At 68.7% G+C, this 18,805-nt stretch carries 16 protein-coding genes; 5 read left to right on the top strand and 11 right to left on the bottom strand.

Annotated features, from left to right (window positions below):
- Positions 1 to 19: 19 nt before the first annotated feature.
- The 6 genes from FB559_RS39200 to FB559_RS39175 all read right to left on the bottom strand — a co-directional run bounded on the left by FB559_RS39200 (position 20) and on the right by FB559_RS39175 (position 7,225).
- Positions 20 to 349, bottom strand: coding sequence for a cupin domain-containing protein (locus FB559_RS39200; protein WP_141962658.1), 330 nt, complete (start codon positions 347 to 349; stop codon positions 20 to 22).
- Positions 350 to 481: 132 nt separating this feature from the next.
- Positions 482 to 1,825, bottom strand: coding sequence for an AAA domain-containing protein (locus tag FB559_RS39195; protein WP_425455127.1), 1,344 nt, complete (start codon positions 1,823 to 1,825; stop codon positions 482 to 484).
- 3 nt (positions 1,826 to 1,828) lie between these two features.
- Complete coding sequence (locus tag FB559_RS39190; protein ID WP_141962657.1) at positions 1,829 to 3,319, bottom strand: hypothetical protein; 1,491 nt, start codon at positions 3,317 to 3,319, stop codon at positions 1,829 to 1,831.
- A complete protein-coding gene (locus tag FB559_RS39185; RefSeq protein WP_141962656.1) occupies positions 3,316 to 4,449 on the bottom strand; it encodes a hypothetical protein in 1,134 nt (377 codons plus the stop codon). The genes FB559_RS39190 and FB559_RS39185 overlap by 4 nt, the downstream gene beginning before the upstream one ends.
- Before the next feature lie 33 nt (positions 4,450 to 4,482).
- Positions 4,483 to 5,340 carry a hypothetical protein gene (locus FB559_RS39180; RefSeq protein ID WP_141962655.1) on the bottom strand — a complete coding sequence of 286 codons (858 nt, stop codon included), beginning with the start codon at positions 5,338 to 5,340 and terminating at the stop codon, positions 4,483 to 4,485.
- Positions 5,341 to 5,428: 88 nt separating this feature from the next.
- Positions 5,429 to 7,225 (bottom strand): DUF2075 domain-containing protein, encoded by a 1,797-nt coding sequence (locus tag FB559_RS39175; protein ID WP_246122804.1) that lies wholly within the window; start codon positions 7,223 to 7,225, stop codon positions 5,429 to 5,431.
- Positions 7,226 to 8,249: 1,024 nt separating this feature from the next.
- Between FB559_RS39175 and FB559_RS39170 the strand changes: the two genes are divergently transcribed.
- Together FB559_RS39170 and FB559_RS39165 are read left to right on the top strand one after the other, a co-directional pair.
- Entirely contained in the window at positions 8,250 to 8,570 is a 321-nt protein-coding gene (locus FB559_RS39170; protein WP_141962654.1) for a hypothetical protein, read from the top strand.
- Between the two features lie 38 nt (positions 8,571 to 8,608).
- A complete protein-coding gene (locus tag FB559_RS39165) occupies positions 8,609 to 10,660 on the top strand; it encodes a hypothetical protein (RefSeq protein ID WP_141962653.1) in 2,052 nt (683 codons plus the stop codon).
- Between the two features lie 64 nt (positions 10,661 to 10,724).
- Here the strand turns inward: FB559_RS39165 and FB559_RS39160 are convergent, their stop codons facing one another.
- The 5 genes from FB559_RS39160 to FB559_RS39140 form a co-directional block, all read right to left on the bottom strand.
- The gene (locus FB559_RS39160; protein WP_141962652.1) at positions 10,725 to 10,976 is read right to left on the bottom strand and encodes a hypothetical protein; all 252 of its coding nucleotides are present in this window, start codon (positions 10,974 to 10,976) and stop codon (positions 10,725 to 10,727) included.
- Between the two features lie 442 nt (positions 10,977 to 11,418).
- Positions 11,419 to 12,624, bottom strand: a complete 1,206-nt coding sequence (locus FB559_RS39155) for a CaiB/BaiF CoA transferase family protein (RefSeq protein WP_141962651.1) — start codon at positions 12,622 to 12,624, stop codon at positions 11,419 to 11,421.
- Positions 12,621 to 13,805 carry an acyl-CoA dehydrogenase family protein gene (locus FB559_RS39150; RefSeq protein WP_141962650.1) on the bottom strand — a complete coding sequence of 395 codons (1,185 nt, stop codon included), beginning with the start codon at positions 13,803 to 13,805 and terminating at the stop codon, positions 12,621 to 12,623. The genes FB559_RS39155 and FB559_RS39150 overlap by 4 nt, the downstream gene beginning before the upstream one ends.
- A complete protein-coding gene (locus FB559_RS39145; RefSeq protein ID WP_141962649.1) occupies positions 13,802 to 14,443 on the bottom strand; it encodes a carboxymuconolactone decarboxylase family protein in 642 nt (213 codons plus the stop codon). Before FB559_RS39145 ends, FB559_RS39150 begins: the two co-directional genes overlap by 4 nt.
- An 11-nt stretch (positions 14,444 to 14,454) precedes the next feature.
- Positions 14,455 to 15,021, bottom strand: a complete 567-nt coding sequence (locus FB559_RS39140) for a VOC family protein (protein ID WP_141962648.1) — start codon at positions 15,019 to 15,021, stop codon at positions 14,455 to 14,457.
- Between the two features lie 116 nt (positions 15,022 to 15,137).
- On the opposite strand from FB559_RS39140, the gene FB559_RS39135 reads away from it, so the two are divergent.
- The 3 genes from FB559_RS39135 to FB559_RS39125 all read left to right on the top strand — a co-directional run bounded on the left by FB559_RS39135 (position 15,138) and on the right by FB559_RS39125 (position 18,780).
- Positions 15,138 to 15,746 (top strand): TetR/AcrR family transcriptional regulator, encoded by a 609-nt coding sequence (locus tag FB559_RS39135; protein ID WP_141962647.1) that lies wholly within the window; start codon positions 15,138 to 15,140, stop codon positions 15,744 to 15,746.
- Positions 15,743 to 17,098 carry a phosphotransferase family protein gene (locus FB559_RS39130; protein WP_141962646.1) on the top strand — a complete coding sequence of 452 codons (1,356 nt, stop codon included), beginning with the start codon at positions 15,743 to 15,745 and terminating at the stop codon, positions 17,096 to 17,098. The genes FB559_RS39135 and FB559_RS39130 overlap by 4 nt, the downstream gene beginning before the upstream one ends.
- A gap of 110 nt (positions 17,099 to 17,208) precedes the next feature.
- Positions 17,209 to 18,780 carry a phosphodiester glycosidase family protein gene (locus FB559_RS39125; RefSeq protein WP_141962645.1) on the top strand — a complete coding sequence of 524 codons (1,572 nt, stop codon included), beginning with the start codon at positions 17,209 to 17,211 and terminating at the stop codon, positions 18,778 to 18,780.
- Positions 18,781 to 18,805 lie beyond the last annotated feature (25 nt).

Raw genomic sequence — 18,805 nt, 5'->3', positions numbered from 1 at the left:
ATGCTTGCAGCACCGTTCACTAGCCCTGCGCGCGAGAGCCGTACGCAGGTCCGAACACCACCAGTAGCGCCAGGTCCTCGGTCACCTCGAACCGGTGCTCCTCACCCGCCGGCACAAAGATCACCGAACCCGGGCCTACGTCGGCCGTACCGTCCGGCGTGACGATCCTGCCCCGTCCCGTGGTGACCACGTAGATCTCGTCCTCGGTGTGAGGGCTCTGATCGTCGAGCCCGCCGGCCGGGATGCAGTACGTTCCCACCGACAGGTCCGGCGTCCGCAGCTGCTCCGCCCAGTCGTTGGCCGCCCCGGCGAGCGGCGTCCACGCCCCCGCACCTTCGAGGATCCGCATGCCGGGAGCCTAGCGAACGAGGCCGGCGTACATACGGCCAAGATCACTTAGACGGGCTCACCAGGCGGAAGATCAGTTTCTTTCCACCAGTTCGACTGCGCCGGGACACGGCCATGGGACGGATTTCGCGGGTCAAAGAGCCCGTACGCGGTGATCGGCGAGGTGGGCCAGCATCGCCTGGTTGGCCTCCCACCCGTCGGGGAACTTTGCCGGCACGTTCAGATGGACGGGCTCCGTCGAGGGATGGGCGTCGAGGAGGTCGGCGATGCCGGCGCGGGCGACCACGATGCAGGCCTGCCGGTGGCGAGAGGCGAGCACGCACAGGCGGCCGGCTTCGAGGTGGAACGCCGTGGCGTCGCGGCGTCCCGAAAGAGGATGGACCATGATGGTCACCTCGAACTCCCGGCCCTGTAGCCGGTTGGCGGTGTCCACGGTGATCTGCGCCGCACCGACGCGCGCGAGCGCGCGGCGGATCTGGTCGGCCTGGTCGCGATGGGCGACGCCGATCGCGATGCGCTCGGGTCCGATGTCTCGGCCTCCGGGGTGACGTTCACAGACGCCGACCGCTCCCAGGGCGAGGAGGCGCGCGGCGATCTGCGCCGCGGCGTCGGCGGCCTCCGCGTCGGTGCGCAGGGTATGGCGCGCGGGCAACTCATGCAGGGCCCAGCCCGTACGGGCGGCCATGGTAAGGGTCTCGTCGACCGCGCTTCCGAACCCGGCCGCGGTGAACTCCAGACGGCGCGTGCCGTCCGTGGTGGCCGCGCTGAAGCCGGCGAAGGGATAGAACGCGGCGGAGACGATCGGCGCAGCCGAGGAGGAAAGCCGCCAGGAGACCGGGAGGCGATGTGGCGGGGCGAGCTCGGGGTTCTGGGTGAGCACGACCGCCACCGCGCTCTGCATCGGGTCGTACGGCAGGCCGATCCAGCGCGAGGTGTCGACGATGGAGAACGGGTCCAGTTGCCCGGGATCACCGACGAACAGGGCGCGGTCGAAGCGCCCGGCGATGAGCAGCAGCATGTCCGAGCGCATCTGGTACGCCTCGTCCACGATCGCCCAGGCCCAGCGGTGCTCCTTGACGGTGGCCCACTTGGCCGCGGTGGCCAGTACGACGTCGGCGTGCCCCAGGTCGTCGGCCCGCCTCCCGATCGTGATGTTGGGCAGGGCCAGCAGGCGTTCCGGTGCGGTGTACTCGGTGGCCGACAGGCGGCCGATGCGCAGCGTCGGATGCTCGGCGGCGAGCCGCAGGACGAGGTCGTCGATCTGGTTGTTGGTCTGCGCCACGATCATGCAGCGTTCGCCGCCTTCGACCAGCGTGATCGCGGCCCTCACCACGAGCGTGGTCTTTCCCGCGCCCGGCGGAGAGTCGACGACGAGGCCGCGCCGGCCGCTTGCCGCCATGTCAGCCATGTCGGCGAGGATCGTACGGACGGTGTCCTCGGCCGCGGCCACCGGATCGGCGACGTACTGGATGCTCACCATTCACTCCTCGACGTCGTCGCGGGACTCGTCGGCCGGCGGCCCGCCGTGCGTCCACGGCGTCTCCTCGACCGGTGGGAACTCACGCGGGCTCGACCAGCCGGGGTCGTGGGTGTAGACGACCTCGTCCCCGCACAAGGGCACGGCCTCGGTCCGGGGTTTGCCGGGCGTCCCCATCCCGCTGGTCACCTCGAGGGCGACCAGCCAGGCGTCGTCGTCCTGGGTGACGCCGCAGATCCGTACCTTGTCCTTCGGGCGTTCCGGGCGTACGACCGGACTTCCCGGCTCGATGCGCATCGGGTCGTTCGTACGGACGGTGAACCGGGGCCTCAGCAGGGGACGGCCCTTGTCGCTGGCCGCGGTCCGCGTCGGTTCGCGGTCCACGACCGTACCCCCGAAGGCCTCGCCGCCGGTACGGAGCTCGGCCATGACGAAGGGGTCCTCCAGCGCGCGCTGTGCGTCGTACGCGGCCTGTGCTCGCTCCAGCCGGTGCAGGCGGGCGGCCGCGGTGATCGCACGGTCGCGGCTCGGCTGCGGGCGCCCACCCTCGGCGACATGGGCGCTGAACGCGGTGAACACCTGCCGGTCGGCACGCCACCGGATCTCCGCGCTAGGCGCCTCGCGGATGGCACGCAGCAGGCCGATACCGCGCCACATCAGGTCCCAGGTCGGCCTCAGCTGAGTCTCCAGTTCGCGCGACAACGCGGCGACGGCTCGTTCGACGGCGCTCGGCTTGCCGCCGCCCACGGCCAGTTCGTACCTCTCGATGGCCGGGTTGAGGATCGCTCCGTCGAACCCCGGATCGGTGGCCGGCCCCGCGGGCGGACATTGCAGCGGGTCCTCGGCGACCTTCGCCGCCCGCAGTCCGCTCATCCCGGCGGGCGGATCGATCCAGCCGAGCAGCGCCGCGAGGTTGGCGTCCTCCAGAGCGCTCTGCCCGGTGGCCCACTGCGCCCCCAGCAGGTCGGTGAGGGGGAGAAGCATGGCCGAGTCGGGGTACTCGGCGCGTTCGGTCAGGAAGGTCAGCCACTGTCCGAGCAGCGGGACCGAGGCGTCGACCGGGTTGGGCCCGTCGGTACGCCGGAACCGGGTCGACCGGCCCAGGAGTCCGAGATAGGACAGGGCCACCCGGTTGGGCACGAGTGTCTGCGGGGCATCGGTGAAGATGTCCTGCTCCTCGCGGTTCCTGGTCGCGGGCAGGACCTCGGTACGCGCCTGGCACGCGTCGATGTACGCCATGACGATCCGCGCCAGATCGGCGAAGAAGCCGAAGCGCAGGTCGCGGTTGCGCGGCTGTGGCACGGTCAGCAGCGTCGGCTCACGCCGGTCGGTGCCGACCATCGCGGCGAGCGGGGCGGCGGCCTCTCCGGCGAGGTTCAACGGCACGATGACCAGCGGCCGGTCGACGAGGTGCCGGTGCCGTACGGTGCTGAGCTGCTCGGCATGCCCGGTCTGCGCCGCGTGCAGGTGGGCCAGCGTGGTGAGCAGGGTCATGCCGCGCCGCCCAGGAGCGCGTCCCGGAGGCCGGCGGCGTGCCGCAGCGCCCGGGTGACCTCCATCTGGTCCGCCGAGGGAGTGCGGGTGCCGCGGGCCAGGTCGAGCGCCGTACCGATCGTGTCCAGCCCCCCGAGGTCGTCGCGTACGGTCGGCCCGAGCACGTCGACGGACTGGGCGGTACGTGCCTCGTCGCGGCAGAAGCCCGCGAGCTCGCAGTTCGCCAGGCAGCTCGGCTGGTAGCGGGCGTCCACGCTGCCGAGCGCTTTTGCGAGCTCGTCGCTCGGGCGGGTGGGGGTGCCGTGCTCGTCCGGCGCGAGGTCGAAGGTGACGCCGTCCGGCAGCGCGTCCAGCAGCGTGTCGATGCGGGTCATCCGGGACAGCTGGCGGCGCAGGACGCCGATCTGCTGACGCGCGTCGATCAACGTGGCGGTGGCACGGAAGGAGAAGTTCTCCGGCGTCACCAGGATGACGTCATGCGACACCGCCTCGGCGGGCACACCCGCCTCGGCCAGCAGCTCGCGTAGGGCGAGGATGTAGACGGTGGCCTGCTTGGTGGCGGCGGCGACCTGGTCACCGTCGGCCTGACCGTCGATGACAGCGAACGACTTGATCTCGATGACGTGGAACTGGCCGCCGATCTGGAAAGTGATCACATCGGGTTCCAGGAAGACGTCGTGGCCGCCCACCCTTAGCCGCAACATCGGGTGGTCGAACAGCGTGCGCGGCTCGTCGTCCTTGCTCCGCGCGGCCTCGAGGAGCGCGTTACGGGTACGCAGGTAGCGGACGTTGCGGTCGACCAGGTCACCGACGGTATCGAGCGGGATGTAGGAGACCTCGGGGATGGGCAGAGCGAGCTTGTCCCGCAGCAGCCGCAGGAGCTCGGCACAGCCGTTCGCCTTGACCTGAGCCTCGAACGCGTTACCGCGGGCGAGCGCGAACGTCGACATCCCGAAGGGGGCCGGGAACCCCGTCTGGGCGGCGATCTTCGTCTTGTCGACGCCGGCGGCGTCCATGACGGAGCGGCGCCCGCATCCAGGGTTGATGGTCAGCGCGGCCACTGCGCGCGCGCTGTAGTTGAGCGGCCTCGCGTCGCCGCGCAGCGTGTCGAGTCGGTCGTCTAGGGTCACGTCGGTCCTTGAGAGGGGAAGTCGCGGCTTTGGTCAGCCCTGGCGGGCAACACCGCGAATGGTCTTCAGGCGCGTTCCGAACAGCTGCTCGGCGTCGTCCATCTGTCTTCGAGCGCGCCGGGCCGTGGCGACCCGGGTGTCGCGATCGGCGTCGTAGTGGACGTCCAGCTCGGCCTTCGCGGCGGCTCGTACGAGGTGGGGATCGACGCCTCGCATGTCCTTGCTCGGGGCGGCGGTGGTCGCTCCCGGGATGTTCACGGCGAACTGCTGTAGCAGCCGCTCCGCCCCTGCCGCGCCGTGTTCGCCGGTCTCGGCGACGGCGGGCAGGGTGGTCACGGCGCCGGCGATGCTGATCGCCGCGGAGAGGAAGTGCACGCGAGGGCTGAGCGGGCCGACGACCCGGTCCTCCATCGGCCACGTGCTCACGGTCAGCAGCGCACGGGCGGGCGCGAGATGGTCGTAGGTCAGCGCCGGGCAGAGGTAGTACGGCCTGGCGCCGGGAGCGGACCGGTAGGACCGCTCCTCGTCTCGCCGCAGGCTGGTGAGCCTTGATGTGGGCAGTGTGCCGGTGAAGAAGGCCTCGTGTACGGCGCCGACCAGTTTGGGCGCCGCCGGCACGCCGAGCAGCGTGAGCGCCTGGTGGACCTGTTCGCGCACGGGGAGCATCGACGTCGCGACTGATCGGCCTCGGCCGGTGGCGTCGGGTGCGGCGTCGTCCTCGGACTCATCAACTTCAGGCGGGCTGATCAGGGCGTCCCAGGCACGCTCCGCACGGCGCAACTCCGCCCGCAGCTCCTTGGCGCGCCCGGCTTCTCGCTGGGCCACGGCCTCACGTACCGCCTGGCGGAGCTGCGCGATGCGGTGCTCTAGAGCATCGAGTGCGTCCTCCACATGATCAGCGTACCAAGCTTCCAGTCTTTTCCAAGAAACTCCAGTGCCGTCGACACGTAACTCACCGCCGGAAGAGCTGGGTGAAGATCTATTGAGAACGTCCCGCATCCACGTCTGACTTGAGCAGACCGGCGATGAAGTCCTGGGTCTCCGGGTCGACCGCGTAGATGACGGTCCCGACCATCCCGCGTGTCAGCAGCACTTTGTAGATGTTGCGAATGTGGCGGGCGTACTGCAGGTCGGTCACCGAACGCCGTTTGAAGTCGGGGTCCTTGTTGGCCTCGCGCACCGTGATCAGCCGACCGTCGCGGGCCACGATGTCGGGGCCGAGGATCACCCCTGACCAGTCGTACTCGAAGCCCTGGGCAGTGTAGACGCAGCCGACCTGCTCGAAGCCACCGTCGAAGGTCGCCCACAGGGCGCTGGGCGGCGCGTCGCCGACGGCCCGCTCGCCCTTGACGTTCCACGGCTTCGCCCAGTCACCGATGCGGACGTCGTCCACGAGGTGGCCGTCCTGCGCGTCACTCCACGGCCAGCAGTAACCGGCCGAAATGCGCGCCGAATAGCCGTCCTTGAGCTTGCCCCGCAGCGTTTCCTCCATTTCGCGCGGGGACGTGACGAGCTGTACCTCGAAATGATCGTCACCGCTCCACTCCTCCGGCCCTCCAGGCTCGATGTCGAGAAGGCGGAGCACCCAATCCTCGTACTTGCGACTGCCGCCGCAGCGGAACTGGCCGTCCAGCGGGATGTGATGGACCCGGATGCCCAGCCTGGCGGCCTGAGATTTGATGGCCTCGACCGTCCCGATCTCATTGGGCTTCACGACCTGGTGCTCGTCCAGAAGGAAGACCGGCACGCGGGCGACGGCGAGCAACTCGTCCACCTGTGGCCGCCCCGTGCGCTGCGAAGCCCGTGTGTAGCGGTTCGCGGACGTCTCGCGGATTCGGTGCGCCTCGTCGCAGATCAGTACCTCGAACGAGTTCTTCTCCGCCTGCATGAAGCTGTTGAAGTACTTGAACATGTTCTGGACCCGGGTCGACCCCTTGCCCACGTGCCGGCGCATCGTCTGGGTGAACGACCGCGAGCCGGTCGCGTGCAGAACGGTGTGCCCGTGACGTGCCAGGTCGCCCAGCAGGGAAAGCGCGATGACGCTCTTCCCACTGCCCGGACCACCGGTGACGATGACCGCCTCTTTGGAGTCCGACTGGCGAGCCTTCCGCACCGCGTGCTGCACGAGGTCGTACGCCACCTGCTGCTCCGCCAGCAGCGTAAACTGCTCCCGGTCCTTGATCTCCGCAGCCGCGTGCTTGAGCAACTGCTTGGACGGGCGCGGCGTGCTGTCGAGCAGCCGGTCCCCGGCATCGACGCCGGGCTCGGCGGCGAACTGTCCACGCAGGTACTCGAGGAAGCCGCCTCGCCGGGTCTTGGTGAAGAGCCGCGTGCGTTCGGTCGTGGCCAGGTCGAGGAGGTCCCGTACGTCGAAGTCTTCCGCGTTGTGGAGGTACGCGACACCGTGGACGGCGTCGGGATGCTCGCTCAAGGAACTGGAGAAGTCGGCGATGTACTCGCAGTACTTCTCGACCTGCCGCAGCGGATGCCCGAGCGCACGGTAAACGCCGGGGACCAGCACGAGGTACTCGTCGTCCTCGTAAAGCTCGGCCTGGCTCCACTGCTTGAGCTCCACGACCACGTACCGATCACCGCCGGTACGCGCGTCAACCCCGGCCAGCACGACATCCGCTCGCATGCTGGTGAGAGGGAGCTGGTATTCGATGAGCATCTCGACCTTGCCGAGCCCCGCCTCGACCAGATCGCGCGCCAGGACCGGCAGACTCCGCCGCCAGGACTTCTTCTCGGACTCGGAGGTGGATCGCCCCGTCGTCATCCGAAGATGATCGGCAATGATGCCGGCGAGCTGTCGTTCCATCGGTGAGCCGACCAGATTCTCGGCGGAGACGCGCAGCGCCGTCACGAACTTCCCCCAGGCAGCACGAAGAACTCGTGCGGGTGGGGGCATGTCCGCGATCAGTAAAGACCAGCGAAAGCCCGTCGGGCCGCATTACCAAACGAGTGAGCAGACTACAGCTGAGATGCCGAGAACGTCGCCTACGCCGAACACAGACCTGGACAGCTAATGACCTACTCGCCCCCGGCTCGCTAAGACACGTGCCGGTGGACCACTGGCCGCAGTCGAGCGCGATGGCAGGCCCTCCTAGCCCGGCCGGTTCAGGTCAGGGATGCTTCGCTCCTCTTCGGATACGGAGTCCGTGTCCCATGATTTTGTCGATTTGGCTATGGTCTGTGACCAATACAGCCGAGCCAAAAGGTGGACCGCCCTACTCATGGGCGAGGAATCTGACCCGCTCTGATAGTGCGGTTGAGGCGCTGCGGAGGTCGGCGAGTCTGGCGGCGAGAGTGGCCACGGCAAGGCGATCGGGCAGCGCCTCGTTGAACTTCAGCTCTCGAAGCGCTCGTTCGTCGACGTCGGGGAGACATTATGGCATCGCGCGGATATGAAAAGCCACTGCGAGCTCGACCGGACTGGCCCTTGCCGAAGTAAATGCTGCTCTTGCTGAAATATCTCTACGGACGCTGGACGTCCGAGCTTTGGGAACTTCGGTACACCTCGCTTGTACGGCTCGGGCCGCGCATCGGTAGGTGAGTTCCGGCTCGCTCGGCGAGGGTGGTTGACCGGCCCGTCGAGCCGGTCTTCGGCGTTGCGTGGGAGATGAGGTGGGTCTCGTCCAGTAGCCGTACGAGGGACCGGAGCAGCCGCTCGAGGCCTTCCGCCGAGATGACCTGCTCGAAGTCGGCGGACACGGAGGCGACGGATTCAAGTGGGCGTCGCAGAACCTCATGATTGTGAGAAGTTGCGGAGTCCTCCAATCGTTGCGTTATATACTTCAACGATGGGCTCGGATGCAGAATCTATCCTGGTCAGGCGCGATGCGCTCCTCGAAGCCAGCAGGCTCTTCGCGGACGCGGCGACTGATGTAACGGCTGCCGAGAAGGCCTATGAGGGTGCGGACGCCAGCGACACCCCGGGCTGCTTCGGGCTGGTCTCTGGCGCGTCCGACGAGCTTTACAAGGAATACGAGGAATTTCATAACACAATGCGGCATGCGCTGGCCACTCTACGCGAGACCTTGAGTTACGCGTCTGAAGCCTTCGTGGCCAGTCACGCGACATATCGGGATGCCGATTGGCTGACTCTGCTCGACGGCCATTGACGTGGTTGTGTCCTGTGGCCACAGGTGAGGAGTAACTGATGGGCATCCCTCGGGTTATCGGCGCCCCCAAACTGAGTAGCGTGGGCTTGGGGGGTGTCACCTATGGCCTGTTCATCTACGAAAACTGGGACGCCATCGAGATGCTGTGGCGTGCCCACACGAGTGCGGCCGTGGACATTGAGAAACTGACGCAGATGCGCGTGGCTACCGGCTTCGTGAAGAAGAACAATGACCCGCCGGCCGGTCTGCAGCATCAACTGGAGACGCTGTGGACACCCATCGACGCGGCATACGCGAAACTCGTGCGGCACGATGTATGGGACGGGCCTGCGGCACGTACCTTTCAGGACTGGTTCAATCGGCACAATCTCGTTGACGAGTACAAGCAATATCTGGTCGACCGATGTGAGGCGGTGGCCGGATTTCTGGACCAGGCCGTTAAGCAGTCCAAAGAAACTCGAGACGCGTTGAAGCATCTCATTCAATTCCTCATCGGCTACCTCACGCTCCTTTCTGTGCTGGCGATGTGCAACGCCTTCGAAGGGCTACTCGCTCGGCAGCAGGCGGCCGAGGTGGTCAGCGTCGTGCTTAAGGCGGGCAGCCGCATCGTGCAGGCTTGGAAATGGTTCTGCGATCTTTGTATGCGGATGTTGCGACTCGCCCGGCCGATGTTCAAACCGTTCGTCGTCAAGGACGTGGCGGGTCAGCCTACCTTCTGGAAGGCGATCGCGAGGCTGGGGGTCAGCCAGGCGCGGACCTCCAGTTGGGCCGTCGGCGGGGTTCTGTGGGGCACCACCGGGGCCAAGGAGGTCTCCGACAATTGGATCCACCATGAAGGGGTGAATCCTTTCAAAAACTCCCCGGCCGACCTCGTTGACGCCGTGGCCATATCCATGATTGGGGCCGGCCTCAATGTTCCGGCGGCCGAGGCCGAGTGGTCCAAGAGCCTCCAAGATCCGGCCAAACGCTTCCTGGGTCTGCGGCGCAGCACGGCCTGGGACTCCGGAGTGGTTATTCCGGTCACAATCGGGGCTCCGGTGTTCTACACCAATCACTGGTGGGACGGTAAATCATTGGGTCAGTCGCTTATAGCCACCGGCGTCGACCTCGCGACTCTCGGCCCTTACCTGGGCGGCATCGGAAAGGTCCTTCCGGCCGACGAGGTCGTCGCGGCGCGAGCGATGGACAAACCGCAGAAGTATGGAGTCTGGCACAATCCGCTGACCGGGGATCTGGTCCCGGTCCAGGTCGATCCCAGGCAATGGCGGGCCGCCGATCCGGCGCGCATGGCGAAAGCGCCAGACGGCTCCACGGTTCCATCAGATTCATTGGGTTGGCGTACCACGTCTCAGAACAAGACCGTGTACACCCCGCGAAAACTTGAAGTCGTCAACGACCCGGCGGCATCCGGTTACCGGCGAACGGAGTCCGGTCTCTGGGTGAGGCCGCAGGCCCCCGCGTCCTGGACGAGATCCGTCAATGCCGCGCAAGGCGTGCCAGGGGTCGGTCCCATGGTGCAAACGGTGAAAAACTTCGACGGCTATACCAAGGTTTCCTTCTTGGACGTCGGCCACACCACTGGCTACCGGGTGTTCTACCCGTTCCCGCCGAATCACGTCATCAATATGGCTCCGGCTCAGCACTACACGCCGCCCGCGACGACGTCGCTGCCCGGACCACCGGGAGGTTCGCCGGGCGGCCTGCCACCCGGCCATCCAGCCGGACAGCCGACGACGCCGTCCGATTCGCCAGTGACGCCTCCACTACCGGTAACGCCGGTCGCACCGCCCGCACCGCCGGCACCGCCCGCGCCGCGCGCATATGTCGGTGGCTGGGACCCGGTGCGAGCGGAGCAGCCGGTCATCACGACTAGGTGGCACGATGGCGCCTACGATTCGTTGTGGGACATCGCTCGCAAGGTCTACGGCGACCCGAGGCTCTACACCCACATCGCCGACGATCCACGCAACAAGGCGCTGTTCAGCGGTAACCCGGGTGGCATCGACTCCATCGACGCAGACCAACCCATCTATGTCCCGGCCATTGAAGCCGGTGCTCGGAAAGAGCGCGACGGCGAGCCCGGCCGATGAGCTCGATAGGGCGATCCCAGCGAGCCGCCGGGCCTTCACGGCACGGCCACGGCGAGTCCGGTCGTCACGGTATGAGGCGCAACATCAGCTCATCCTGACCGGGACAGACCTTTTCCCTGAGCCACGCCAGGAAGGAGCGGCTCAGCACGACCCACTCGGCATCGCCGCCGATGGCCTCGACCGTTCTGCCCTCCAGGCTGGGGGCGGCCCTGGCGTTCTCGGTGATGGCAAGCCAGTTCCGGAAGGACCTTGCAGACGACCTGGAGGATCCAGACTTCCTGCGGGAGTACGTCCGCGAGTCCGTCCGCATCGCCACCGTGGACACGATCATGGATGTGCTGGACGATGCCTGGCTTGCGGAGGGTCTGTCGAAGGCAGAGCTGGCCAGAGCGATCGGCGCAGAGCCGGCGGCGGTTCGTCGGTTGTTGGCGTCGGGCAATTCAAGTCCTAACCCGACTCGACTCGGGCACAGTCCGATGCGCTTGGCTTCGTCCGAAAGGGCTTGTCGAGCCCGGCCACGATGACCAGCACTGGCTTGTCGACCTCTTTGGCGTCGTAATCCAGCAGGCAGTACAGGCAGTTATGGTGCCGGCCGTGGCCCCCGCGCGGCTCGGGGCCGTCCACGCGTACCTCGAACCAGCCGCCATGTCCCCTTGCATCGCCTTCCAGTAACCGCCTCCTGCGAACCGGTAGGGCGGCGCCGTGGCGATGGCTGTCAATATCGCTGCGAACTTTGCCCGTACGGCCCGGGGACGGGGCTAGACGATCCCGCGCTCGGACAAGGCGGCGAGGTCGGCCTCGGCGATGCCGAGCAGGCCGCCGTAGACGTTGGTGTTGTGTTCGCCGAGTTCGGGGCCGAGGTGGCGTACGGAGCCGGGCGTTTCGCTCAGGCGGGGGAATGTGTTGTGCATCGGGAGTTCGCCGAAGTCGGGATGCGCCAACCGAATGATCGCTTCGCGGGCGGCGAAGTGGGGGTCCTCGAACATGTCGCGGGCCGTGTAGATGCGGTCCGCCGGGACGCCGCCGTCGTGGAGTTTGCCCAGTAGCTCCCCGGTGCCGAAGCCTGCCGTCCACCCAGCGATCAGTTCGTCCAGCTCGTCCATGTTGTGGCCCCGGGCGGCGTGGGTGGCGTAGCGAGGGTCCCCGGCAAGCCCTGGCCGGTCCATCACGGCGGCCAGGCGGGCGAAGACCGTGTCCTGGTTGGCCGCGACCAGGATCATCTCGCCGGTCTTGGTCGGGTAGACGTTGCTCGGCGCGACGTTCGGCAGCACGGGGCCGGTGCGTTCGCGCTGGTAGCCGGCGACGGCCCACTCCGGCAGGAGCGATTCCATCATCGCCAGGACGGCCTCGTAGATGGCGGAGTCGACGACCTGCCCCCGGCCGGTCAAATGCCGATTGTGTACGGCGGCGAGCGCGCCGAGGGTGGCGAACACCGCGGCCAGAGAGTCGCCCAAAGAGATCCCGGCACGGGACGGCGGGCTGCCGGGATCACCGATGACATGGCGGACACCGCCCATCGCCTCACCGATCGAGCCGTAACCGGCGCGAGGGGCGTACGGGCCGGTCTGGCCGAAGCCGGTGACCCGTACGAGCACGAGGCCGGGATTCGAAGAACGAAGCCGCTCGAAGTCCAGGCCCCAGCGTTCCAGTGTGCCGGGGCGGAAGTTCTCGACCACGATGTCGGCCTGGTCGATGAGCCGCCTGGCCAGGTCCTGACCCTCGGGCGTACGCAGGTCGCACGTGACCGACTTCTTGTTGCGGGCGATGACCGGCCACCACAACGACTGGCCGTGGGGCTTTTCGCGGCCCCACTGGCGCATCGGGTCGCCGGCGCCCGGCGACTCCAGCTTGATCACCTCGGCACCGAAGTCGCCCAAAAGCTGTCCGCAGAACGGACCGGCGATGAGCTGGCCCATCTCGACCACCCGCAGATCCGCCAGCGGCCCGGAAACAGAATCGCTCATCGCAGGCCGAACTCCCAGTTCCCGCCGTTCCGGTACTCACGGAGAATGCGACGCGAGGTGCTCTGGATGTGGACCTCGTCCGGCCCGTCATAGAGACGAGCCTCCCGCGCATGCCGGTACATCCGCGACAGGGGAGTGTCGTCCGTCAGCCCCGCCGCGCCGTACGCCTGGATTGCACGGTCGACGACGTTGTGCAGCATCCGAGCGCCGACCACCTTGATGACGCCGATCTCCACACGCGCCTCGTCGCCGGCGTCGATCTGCTCGGCGGCCTGCAGGGTGAGCAGGCGCGCGGCCTGGATCTCGGCGTACGAGTCGAACACGTGCTGCTGCATCAGCTGCTTGTCCGCGAGCGGCCCGCCGAAGGCCGAGCGCGAGTTCAGCCGGCCGCACAGCAGGTCGAAGGCCCGCTGCGCCTGGCCGAGCCAGCGCATGCAGTGGAAGATGCGGCCGGGGCCGAGACGCTGCTGGGCGATGCGGAACCCCTGCCCGCGCGGCCCCAGCAGGTTCCCGGCGGGGACCCGTACGTCGTCATAAAGCACCTCAAAGTGCCCGCCATTAAGACCAAGGACAGGCGTCTCGCGCACGATCCGGTACCCAGGCGTGGAGGTCGGCACGATGATCATGCTGAAGGCGCGGTGGGGCGGGGTGTCCTCGGGCTCCGTACGGCACATCACCGTCGTGTACGCGGCGGCCGCCGCCCCGGTGGTGAACCACTTGTGGCCGCGGATCACCCACTCGTCGCCCTCCAGGGTGCCGGTCGTGCGGATCCCGGTGGGGTCGGAGCCGGTCGCCTCAGGCTCGGTCATCGCGAAGCTCGGCGAGATCTCACCGGCGACCATCGGCGCAAGGTAACGCTCCCGCCACTCAGGCTCGGCGTACTCGTTCAGCATGAGCGAGTCCTGGAGGGTGAATGTGCCGAGGGCGAGCTGACCCCACTCACTGCGGCCCTGCACCTCGTTCACGTACACGTAGTCCAGGAACGGCATACCGCCGCCGCCCAGCTCCTTGGGATGGCCCAGCGCCCACAGGCCCGCGTCCTTGGCCTCCTGCTGGAGAGCACGGAGCGCCTGAGAATCGCCCGAGACCAGCAGAGGCTCGGCCGGCTCGACTCGCGAGGTCATGAACGCGTGCACGGCGTCGCGCACAGGCCGTACGTGCGAAGGTACCGAAAACGTCATCGGTCGCCCCCCAGGTCAGAGGCGATGTCACGCCCTCCGTACCCCGAAGGCGCGGCGATCTCCACGACCGGCTCGTCCCGGTCGTCGAACTCCAGCCGCAGCACCTTGCTCATCGTCGCGTGCATCTCGTACAGGCACGTGATGTAGGTCAGCAGCAGGATCTCCTCGTCCGAGAGGTGCCGCCGGAGCACGGCGAACACCTCGTCGTGCACGCGCCCGCCGTCCAGCACGATCCCGTCGGTGTACGCGAGAACCGCACGCTCCAAAGCAGAGAAACAGTCCGCGGTCTGCCAGTACGCGACGGCCTGGATCTTGTCCTCCGGGACGCCCATGGCCCGCAGCTGCTTGCAGTGCTGGGAGAAGACGAACTGGCTGCCGCGCGCCCAGCCCGCGCGGCACTGGCCGAGTTCGCGCAGCAGTGGGTCGACCTTGGCGTCGCGGTACAGGGCGAACCCGCGTACGGCGTGCCGGAACACCGTGGGGGACTGGGCGAAGACCGTCCACCAGTCGCCAGGCGAGCCGGTAGCGGTGCCATGGTCGACGGCCGGATCCCGATCGGGCCCGAACAGGCGGTCGTAGAAGAACAGGACGCGCTCGTCGGTGACCTCGGCGCGCGGCACCTCTCGCAGGCGGGGCAATGGACGTCCTCTCAGGCGTGTGCGGTCGCGTGCCGGTCGGCCGCGGTCTTCGGCGTGTGGCTGACGTCGGCGTCGGTGAAACCGCGGGTCCAGCAGGCGAACTCCAGCAGGATGCCGTCGGGGTCCTGGAAGTAGAAGGAGCGGACGAAGACGCCGTCGTACATCTCGCGGGCGACGCCGAACGGGCTGTCGTCGTGGTTGAGGATGGGGCTCACCGTGACGCCCTTGGCCGCCAGGCGCGTGCGGTACTCCTCGAAGAGTTCTTCCGGGACGTGGAAGGCGACGTGGTTCATCGAGCCGACGGCGCTCACCAGGTCGCCCTGTTCGGGCCGGCCGGCGGGCGCGGAGACGCCCGGTACGCCGTCCGGTGCGCCGGGGAACCAGAAGAACGCCACGCAGTCGCCGCCGCCGCAGTCGAAGAAGAAGTGCTGCCCCATGCCGGCCGGCAGGTCGATCGTCTTGATCAGTGGCATGCCGAGCACGCCGGAGTAGAAGTCGATGGTGCGCTGCATGTCCGCGCAGACCAGCGCCAGATGGTTGATCCCGCCGAGCTGGAACTCAGTGTTCGACCTGGTCATCGATTCGCTCCTCTGCGGCACGAGTTGACTTGACAGTCACGTCAACTTATATGGATGATCGCCACGATGTGCCATGGAGGCTCCATCGTCAAGACCCTGGGGCGAGGAGAAGGCGGATGGCGGAAGAGGCCACGCTCACCGAGCGCGGCGTGCGCACGCGGGAGCGGCTGATCCAGGCCGCCCGGGAGATCTTCGAGGAGATGGGCTTCCTCGACGCGAGGGTCGGCCACATCACGCGGCGGGCGAAGGTCGCGTACGGCACCTTCTACACCTACTTCGACTCCAAGGAGGCCGTGTTCCGCGAGATCGCCGACCGGCTCTTCACGGACATGACCGAACCCGGCCGGCTCCCGCTGAGGGGTGCCTCCCCGGCGGAGCGTGTACGCCGCGCCAACCGCTCCTACTACGAGGCGTACCTGCGCAACGCGCGGATGATGGCGATCATCGAGCAGGTCGCGACGTTCAACGAGGAGTTCCGCGAGATGCGCCGCCGGCACCGTGCGACGTCGGTCGGCCGGTCGGCCCACGCGATCCGCCGCTGGCAGGGCGAGGGGCTCGTCGCCGCAGGGCTCGACGCCGAGATGGCGGCCCATGCGCTGGCCGCGATGGTCGACCACGCCCTCTACCTCCGGCTGGTCCAGGGCGACGGAGACGACACCGAGCGCTTCCTGGACACGCTGGACGCGCTCGCCATCCGGGCGCTCGGCCTGGAGGAGCGGACATGAACGACGTCCCGGCGCTCACCGGACACCTCACCGCCCGGCTGACGGAGGTGTACGGCGAGCCCGTGGAGGTGACCGGGCTCAACCGGCTCTCGGGCGGAGCGAGCCGGGAGACCTGGGCCTTTGACGCGGACGGGCGCCCGCTGATCCTGCGACGCGACCCTCCGGTGGCGCCGGCGCACACGGACATGGCGCGCGAGGCCGCGGTGCTGACGGTCGCGGCGCGCGGCGGCGTACCGGTGCCTCATCTCGTCGACCACGGTGACGGCGCGGGCACGATCGGCGCTCCGTACCTCATCATGGAGCGGCTCACCGGCGAGACGATCCCGCGCCGGCTCCTGCGCGACGAGCGCTTCGCGGGCGTACGGCCCGGTCTGGCCCGGTCGCTCGGGGCGATCCTGGCCCGGATCCACGCCCTCCCTCCCGACGAGGTCCCCGGCCTGCCCGCCGGCGACCCGCTGGAGGACCTGGTCGCCATGTACGAGGACTTCGGCGAGCCACGCCCGGCCATCGAGATCGCGTTGCGATGGCTCGCCCGTGACCGGCCCGCGGCCGGCGGCGACGCGATCGTGCACGGCGACTTCCGCAACGGAAACCTCATGATCGCCCCGGACGGCGTACGCGGCGTCCTGGACTGGGAGCTGGTCCACCGGGGCGACCCGATCGAGGACCTCGGCTGGCTGTGCGTCAAGGCGTGGAGGTTCGGCGCGACCGGCCCGGTCGGCGGCTTCGGCACCCGCGCCGACCTCGTCGAGGGTTACACGGCGGCCGGCGGCGACGCCCCGTCCGCGGAGGCGCTGCACTGGTGGGAGGTGTACGGCACGCTGCGCTGGGCCATCCTCTGCCGGTACCAGGCCGAGCGATACCTCTCCGGCGCCGACTCGTCGATCGAGCTCGCCGCACTGGGACGCAGGGTCTGCGAGCAGGAGCACGACCTGCTGCTCATCCTCGGCCTGACCGCGCCGCGGACCGCGGACCCGCTCCCGGACAGGCCCGTCCAAGCAGCCGGACCACACGACCGCCCGGACGCGTCGAGCCTGATGGACGCGGTGCGGGCGTTCCTCAAGGAGGAGGTGGCGACCGGCGAGGACGAACGCCTGCGCTTCCACGGCCTGGTGGCCGCCTCGATGCTGGGCATCGCCCAGCGCGAGCTCCTGCTCCGGGACGAGCACGGGGCCGCACATCGCCGTCGCCTGGAATCGCTCGGGTGCCGCGACGACGCGGAGCTCGCACGGGCGATCCGCGACGGCGGCCTGGACGACCGCTTCGACGACGTCACCGCCGCCGTCCGCGACGCCGTGACCGACAAGCTGCTCGTCGCCAATCCCCGCCACCTGGCGACGCCGGGAGGCTGAGCCTTTAAGCGGCAGTTCACCCGCTGGTGGTGTGATCGTCTTCGGCTTTGATGGGTGGCAACGCTCGACTGTGTCGCGAAGGCTTGTTCACGTCTCGATGGAGGTCGTCCATGGCGCGTCGAAGATGGATCGTCGCGGGAATCGCCCTGATCACCGCGTCCACGACGGCGGTCGCCGGCCCGGCCACGGCGGGCACGCCGTTGCCGTGGAAATCGGCGACGGTGACGTGGACCTCCACGTCACCGGCTCCCGGCGTGGAGGTACGCACCGGAGCGATCTCCGTACCGCAGGCGCGGCCCGTGTGGACCGTGACCGTGCAGGCTCCCGCCGTGAACCGGCTGACCGGCGCCGCCACCTGGGCCGAGCTCGGGGACGCGCAGTGGGGTACGACGACCGTCTCGCGGCTGGCGGCGGCGGGGATCGACGCGCGTCTTGACCGGGTGCCGTGGCCCGCCGCCTTCTCCGACACCCCGCACGGCACCGAGGGCTACCGCGTACGGGTCGGAGGCTTCGCCGCCCAGGCCGACGCGCAGCAAAAGGCGACCGCGGTCACCGCCGCCGGTCTGCACCCGGCCGTCGAGTGGACCGGATACGACGTCGACCAGGCGCCGGACCGGGAGAACGTCCACGTCGGGATCGTGGACCCGGTGCGGTTCCGTGGCAGCGTCGTCGCCGACCACGGCGGCGCGGTCGCCGGGCGTTCGACGACCTCGGCCCAGGCGCGCGCGGCCGGCTCCGTCCTCGCGGTCAACGGAGGCTTCTTCATCACCTCCGACGCCGATGGCGTCCAGGGCACGCAGTCGGGACTCGCCGCCTACCGCGGCACGCTCGACGCGCAGTCCGCCGGCGCCCGGGCCGCCCTGATCCTCGGAGGCGACCGCGGCCGGGTCGCGAACCTCGTCTCCCGCGCGACCGTACGCGACGGCAGGTCGTCCTTCACGGTCAACGGCATCAACCGGGTGCCGGGCAAGATCCGCGACTGCGGCCGGCCGGGAGTGTCCCCGACGACACTGCCGCGTCAGGACTTCACCTGCACCAGCGCCGATGACCTCGTGCTGTTCACCCCGGACTTCGGCGCGAACCTGCCCACGGCGGCCGGCGCACAGGCCGTGCTCGACCACCGCGGCCGCGTGGTCGGCGCGGGGGAGACCGGCGGTACGGTCCCGGCCGGGGGCGAGGTGCTCCAGGGCATCGGTACGGCCGCGACGTGGCTGAAGACCCACGCCGTCGCAGGACGGCGGCTGGCCGTGGACGAGCAGGTCCGCGACTCTTCCGGCAGGACGGTGCCGCTGACCGGCAGGACCGGCATCGTCAGCGCCGGCCCGATCCTGGTACGCGACGGGCGGCCGTCCATCGACGCCACGACGGAGGGCGTCGTCGATCCGAAGGACCTCTCCTTCGGCTACGCCTGGGCGGAACAGCGCCAGCCCCGCACCCTCGCGGGCACGGACTCCCGCGGGCGGCTCCTGCTCGTCACCATCGACGGCCGCGAGCCGGGCATCAGCGAGGGCGCGACGCTCCAGGAGGCCGCCGAGCTCATGCGCGGCCTCGGCGCGGTGAACGCACTGAACCTCGACGGCGGAGGCTCGACGGCGATGGCGGTCAACGGCGCCCTGGTCAACAAACCCTCGGACACGACCGGCGAACGCCCCGTCGGCGACACCGTGCAGGTCCTCCCCTGACGCGCACGCGCGTCGTTCCCTGCGG

The sequence above is a fragment of the Actinoallomurus bryophytorum genome, assembly GCF_006716425.1.
Lineage (GTDB): Bacteria > Actinomycetota > Actinomycetes > Streptosporangiales > Streptosporangiaceae > Actinoallomurus > Actinoallomurus bryophytorum.
The sequence above is the reverse complement of the archived record's forward strand: the minus strand, read 5'-3'. Positions and strand labels throughout refer to the sequence as shown.

Bases quoted from the DNA above. Each gene is read 5' to 3' on its own strand.
- FB559_RS39200 (WP_141962658.1), bottom strand. From the start codon at position 349: ATGCGGATCCTCGAAGGTGCGGGGGCGTGGACGCCGCTCGCCGGGGCG.
- FB559_RS39190 (WP_141962657.1), bottom strand. From the start codon at position 3,319: ATGACCCTGCTCACCACGCTGGCCCACCTGCACGCGGCGCAGACCGGG.
- FB559_RS39175 (WP_246122804.1), bottom strand. From the start codon at position 7,225: ATGACGACGGGGCGATCCACCTCCGAGTCCGAGAAGAAGTCCTGGCGG.
- FB559_RS39170 (WP_141962654.1), top strand. From the start codon at position 8,250: ATGGGCTCGGATGCAGAATCTATCCTGGTCAGGCGCGATGCGCTCCTC.
- FB559_RS39165 (WP_141962653.1), top strand. From the start codon at position 8,609: ATGGGCATCCCTCGGGTTATCGGCGCCCCCAAACTGAGTAGCGTGGGC.
- FB559_RS39155 (WP_141962651.1), bottom strand. From the start codon at position 12,624: ATGAGCGATTCTGTTTCCGGGCCGCTGGCGGATCTGCGGGTGGTCGAG.
- FB559_RS39150 (WP_141962650.1), bottom strand. From the start codon at position 13,805: ATGACGTTTTCGGTACCTTCGCACGTACGGCCTGTGCGCGACGCCGTG.
- FB559_RS39140 (WP_141962648.1), bottom strand. From the start codon at position 15,021: ATGACCAGGTCGAACACTGAGTTCCAGCTCGGCGGGATCAACCATCTG.
- FB559_RS39135 (WP_141962647.1), top strand. From the start codon at position 15,138: ATGGCGGAAGAGGCCACGCTCACCGAGCGCGGCGTGCGCACGCGGGAG.
- FB559_RS39130 (WP_141962646.1), top strand. From the start codon at position 15,743: ATGAACGACGTCCCGGCGCTCACCGGACACCTCACCGCCCGGCTGACG.
- FB559_RS39125 (WP_141962645.1), top strand. From the start codon at position 17,209: ATGGCGCGTCGAAGATGGATCGTCGCGGGAATCGCCCTGATCACCGCG.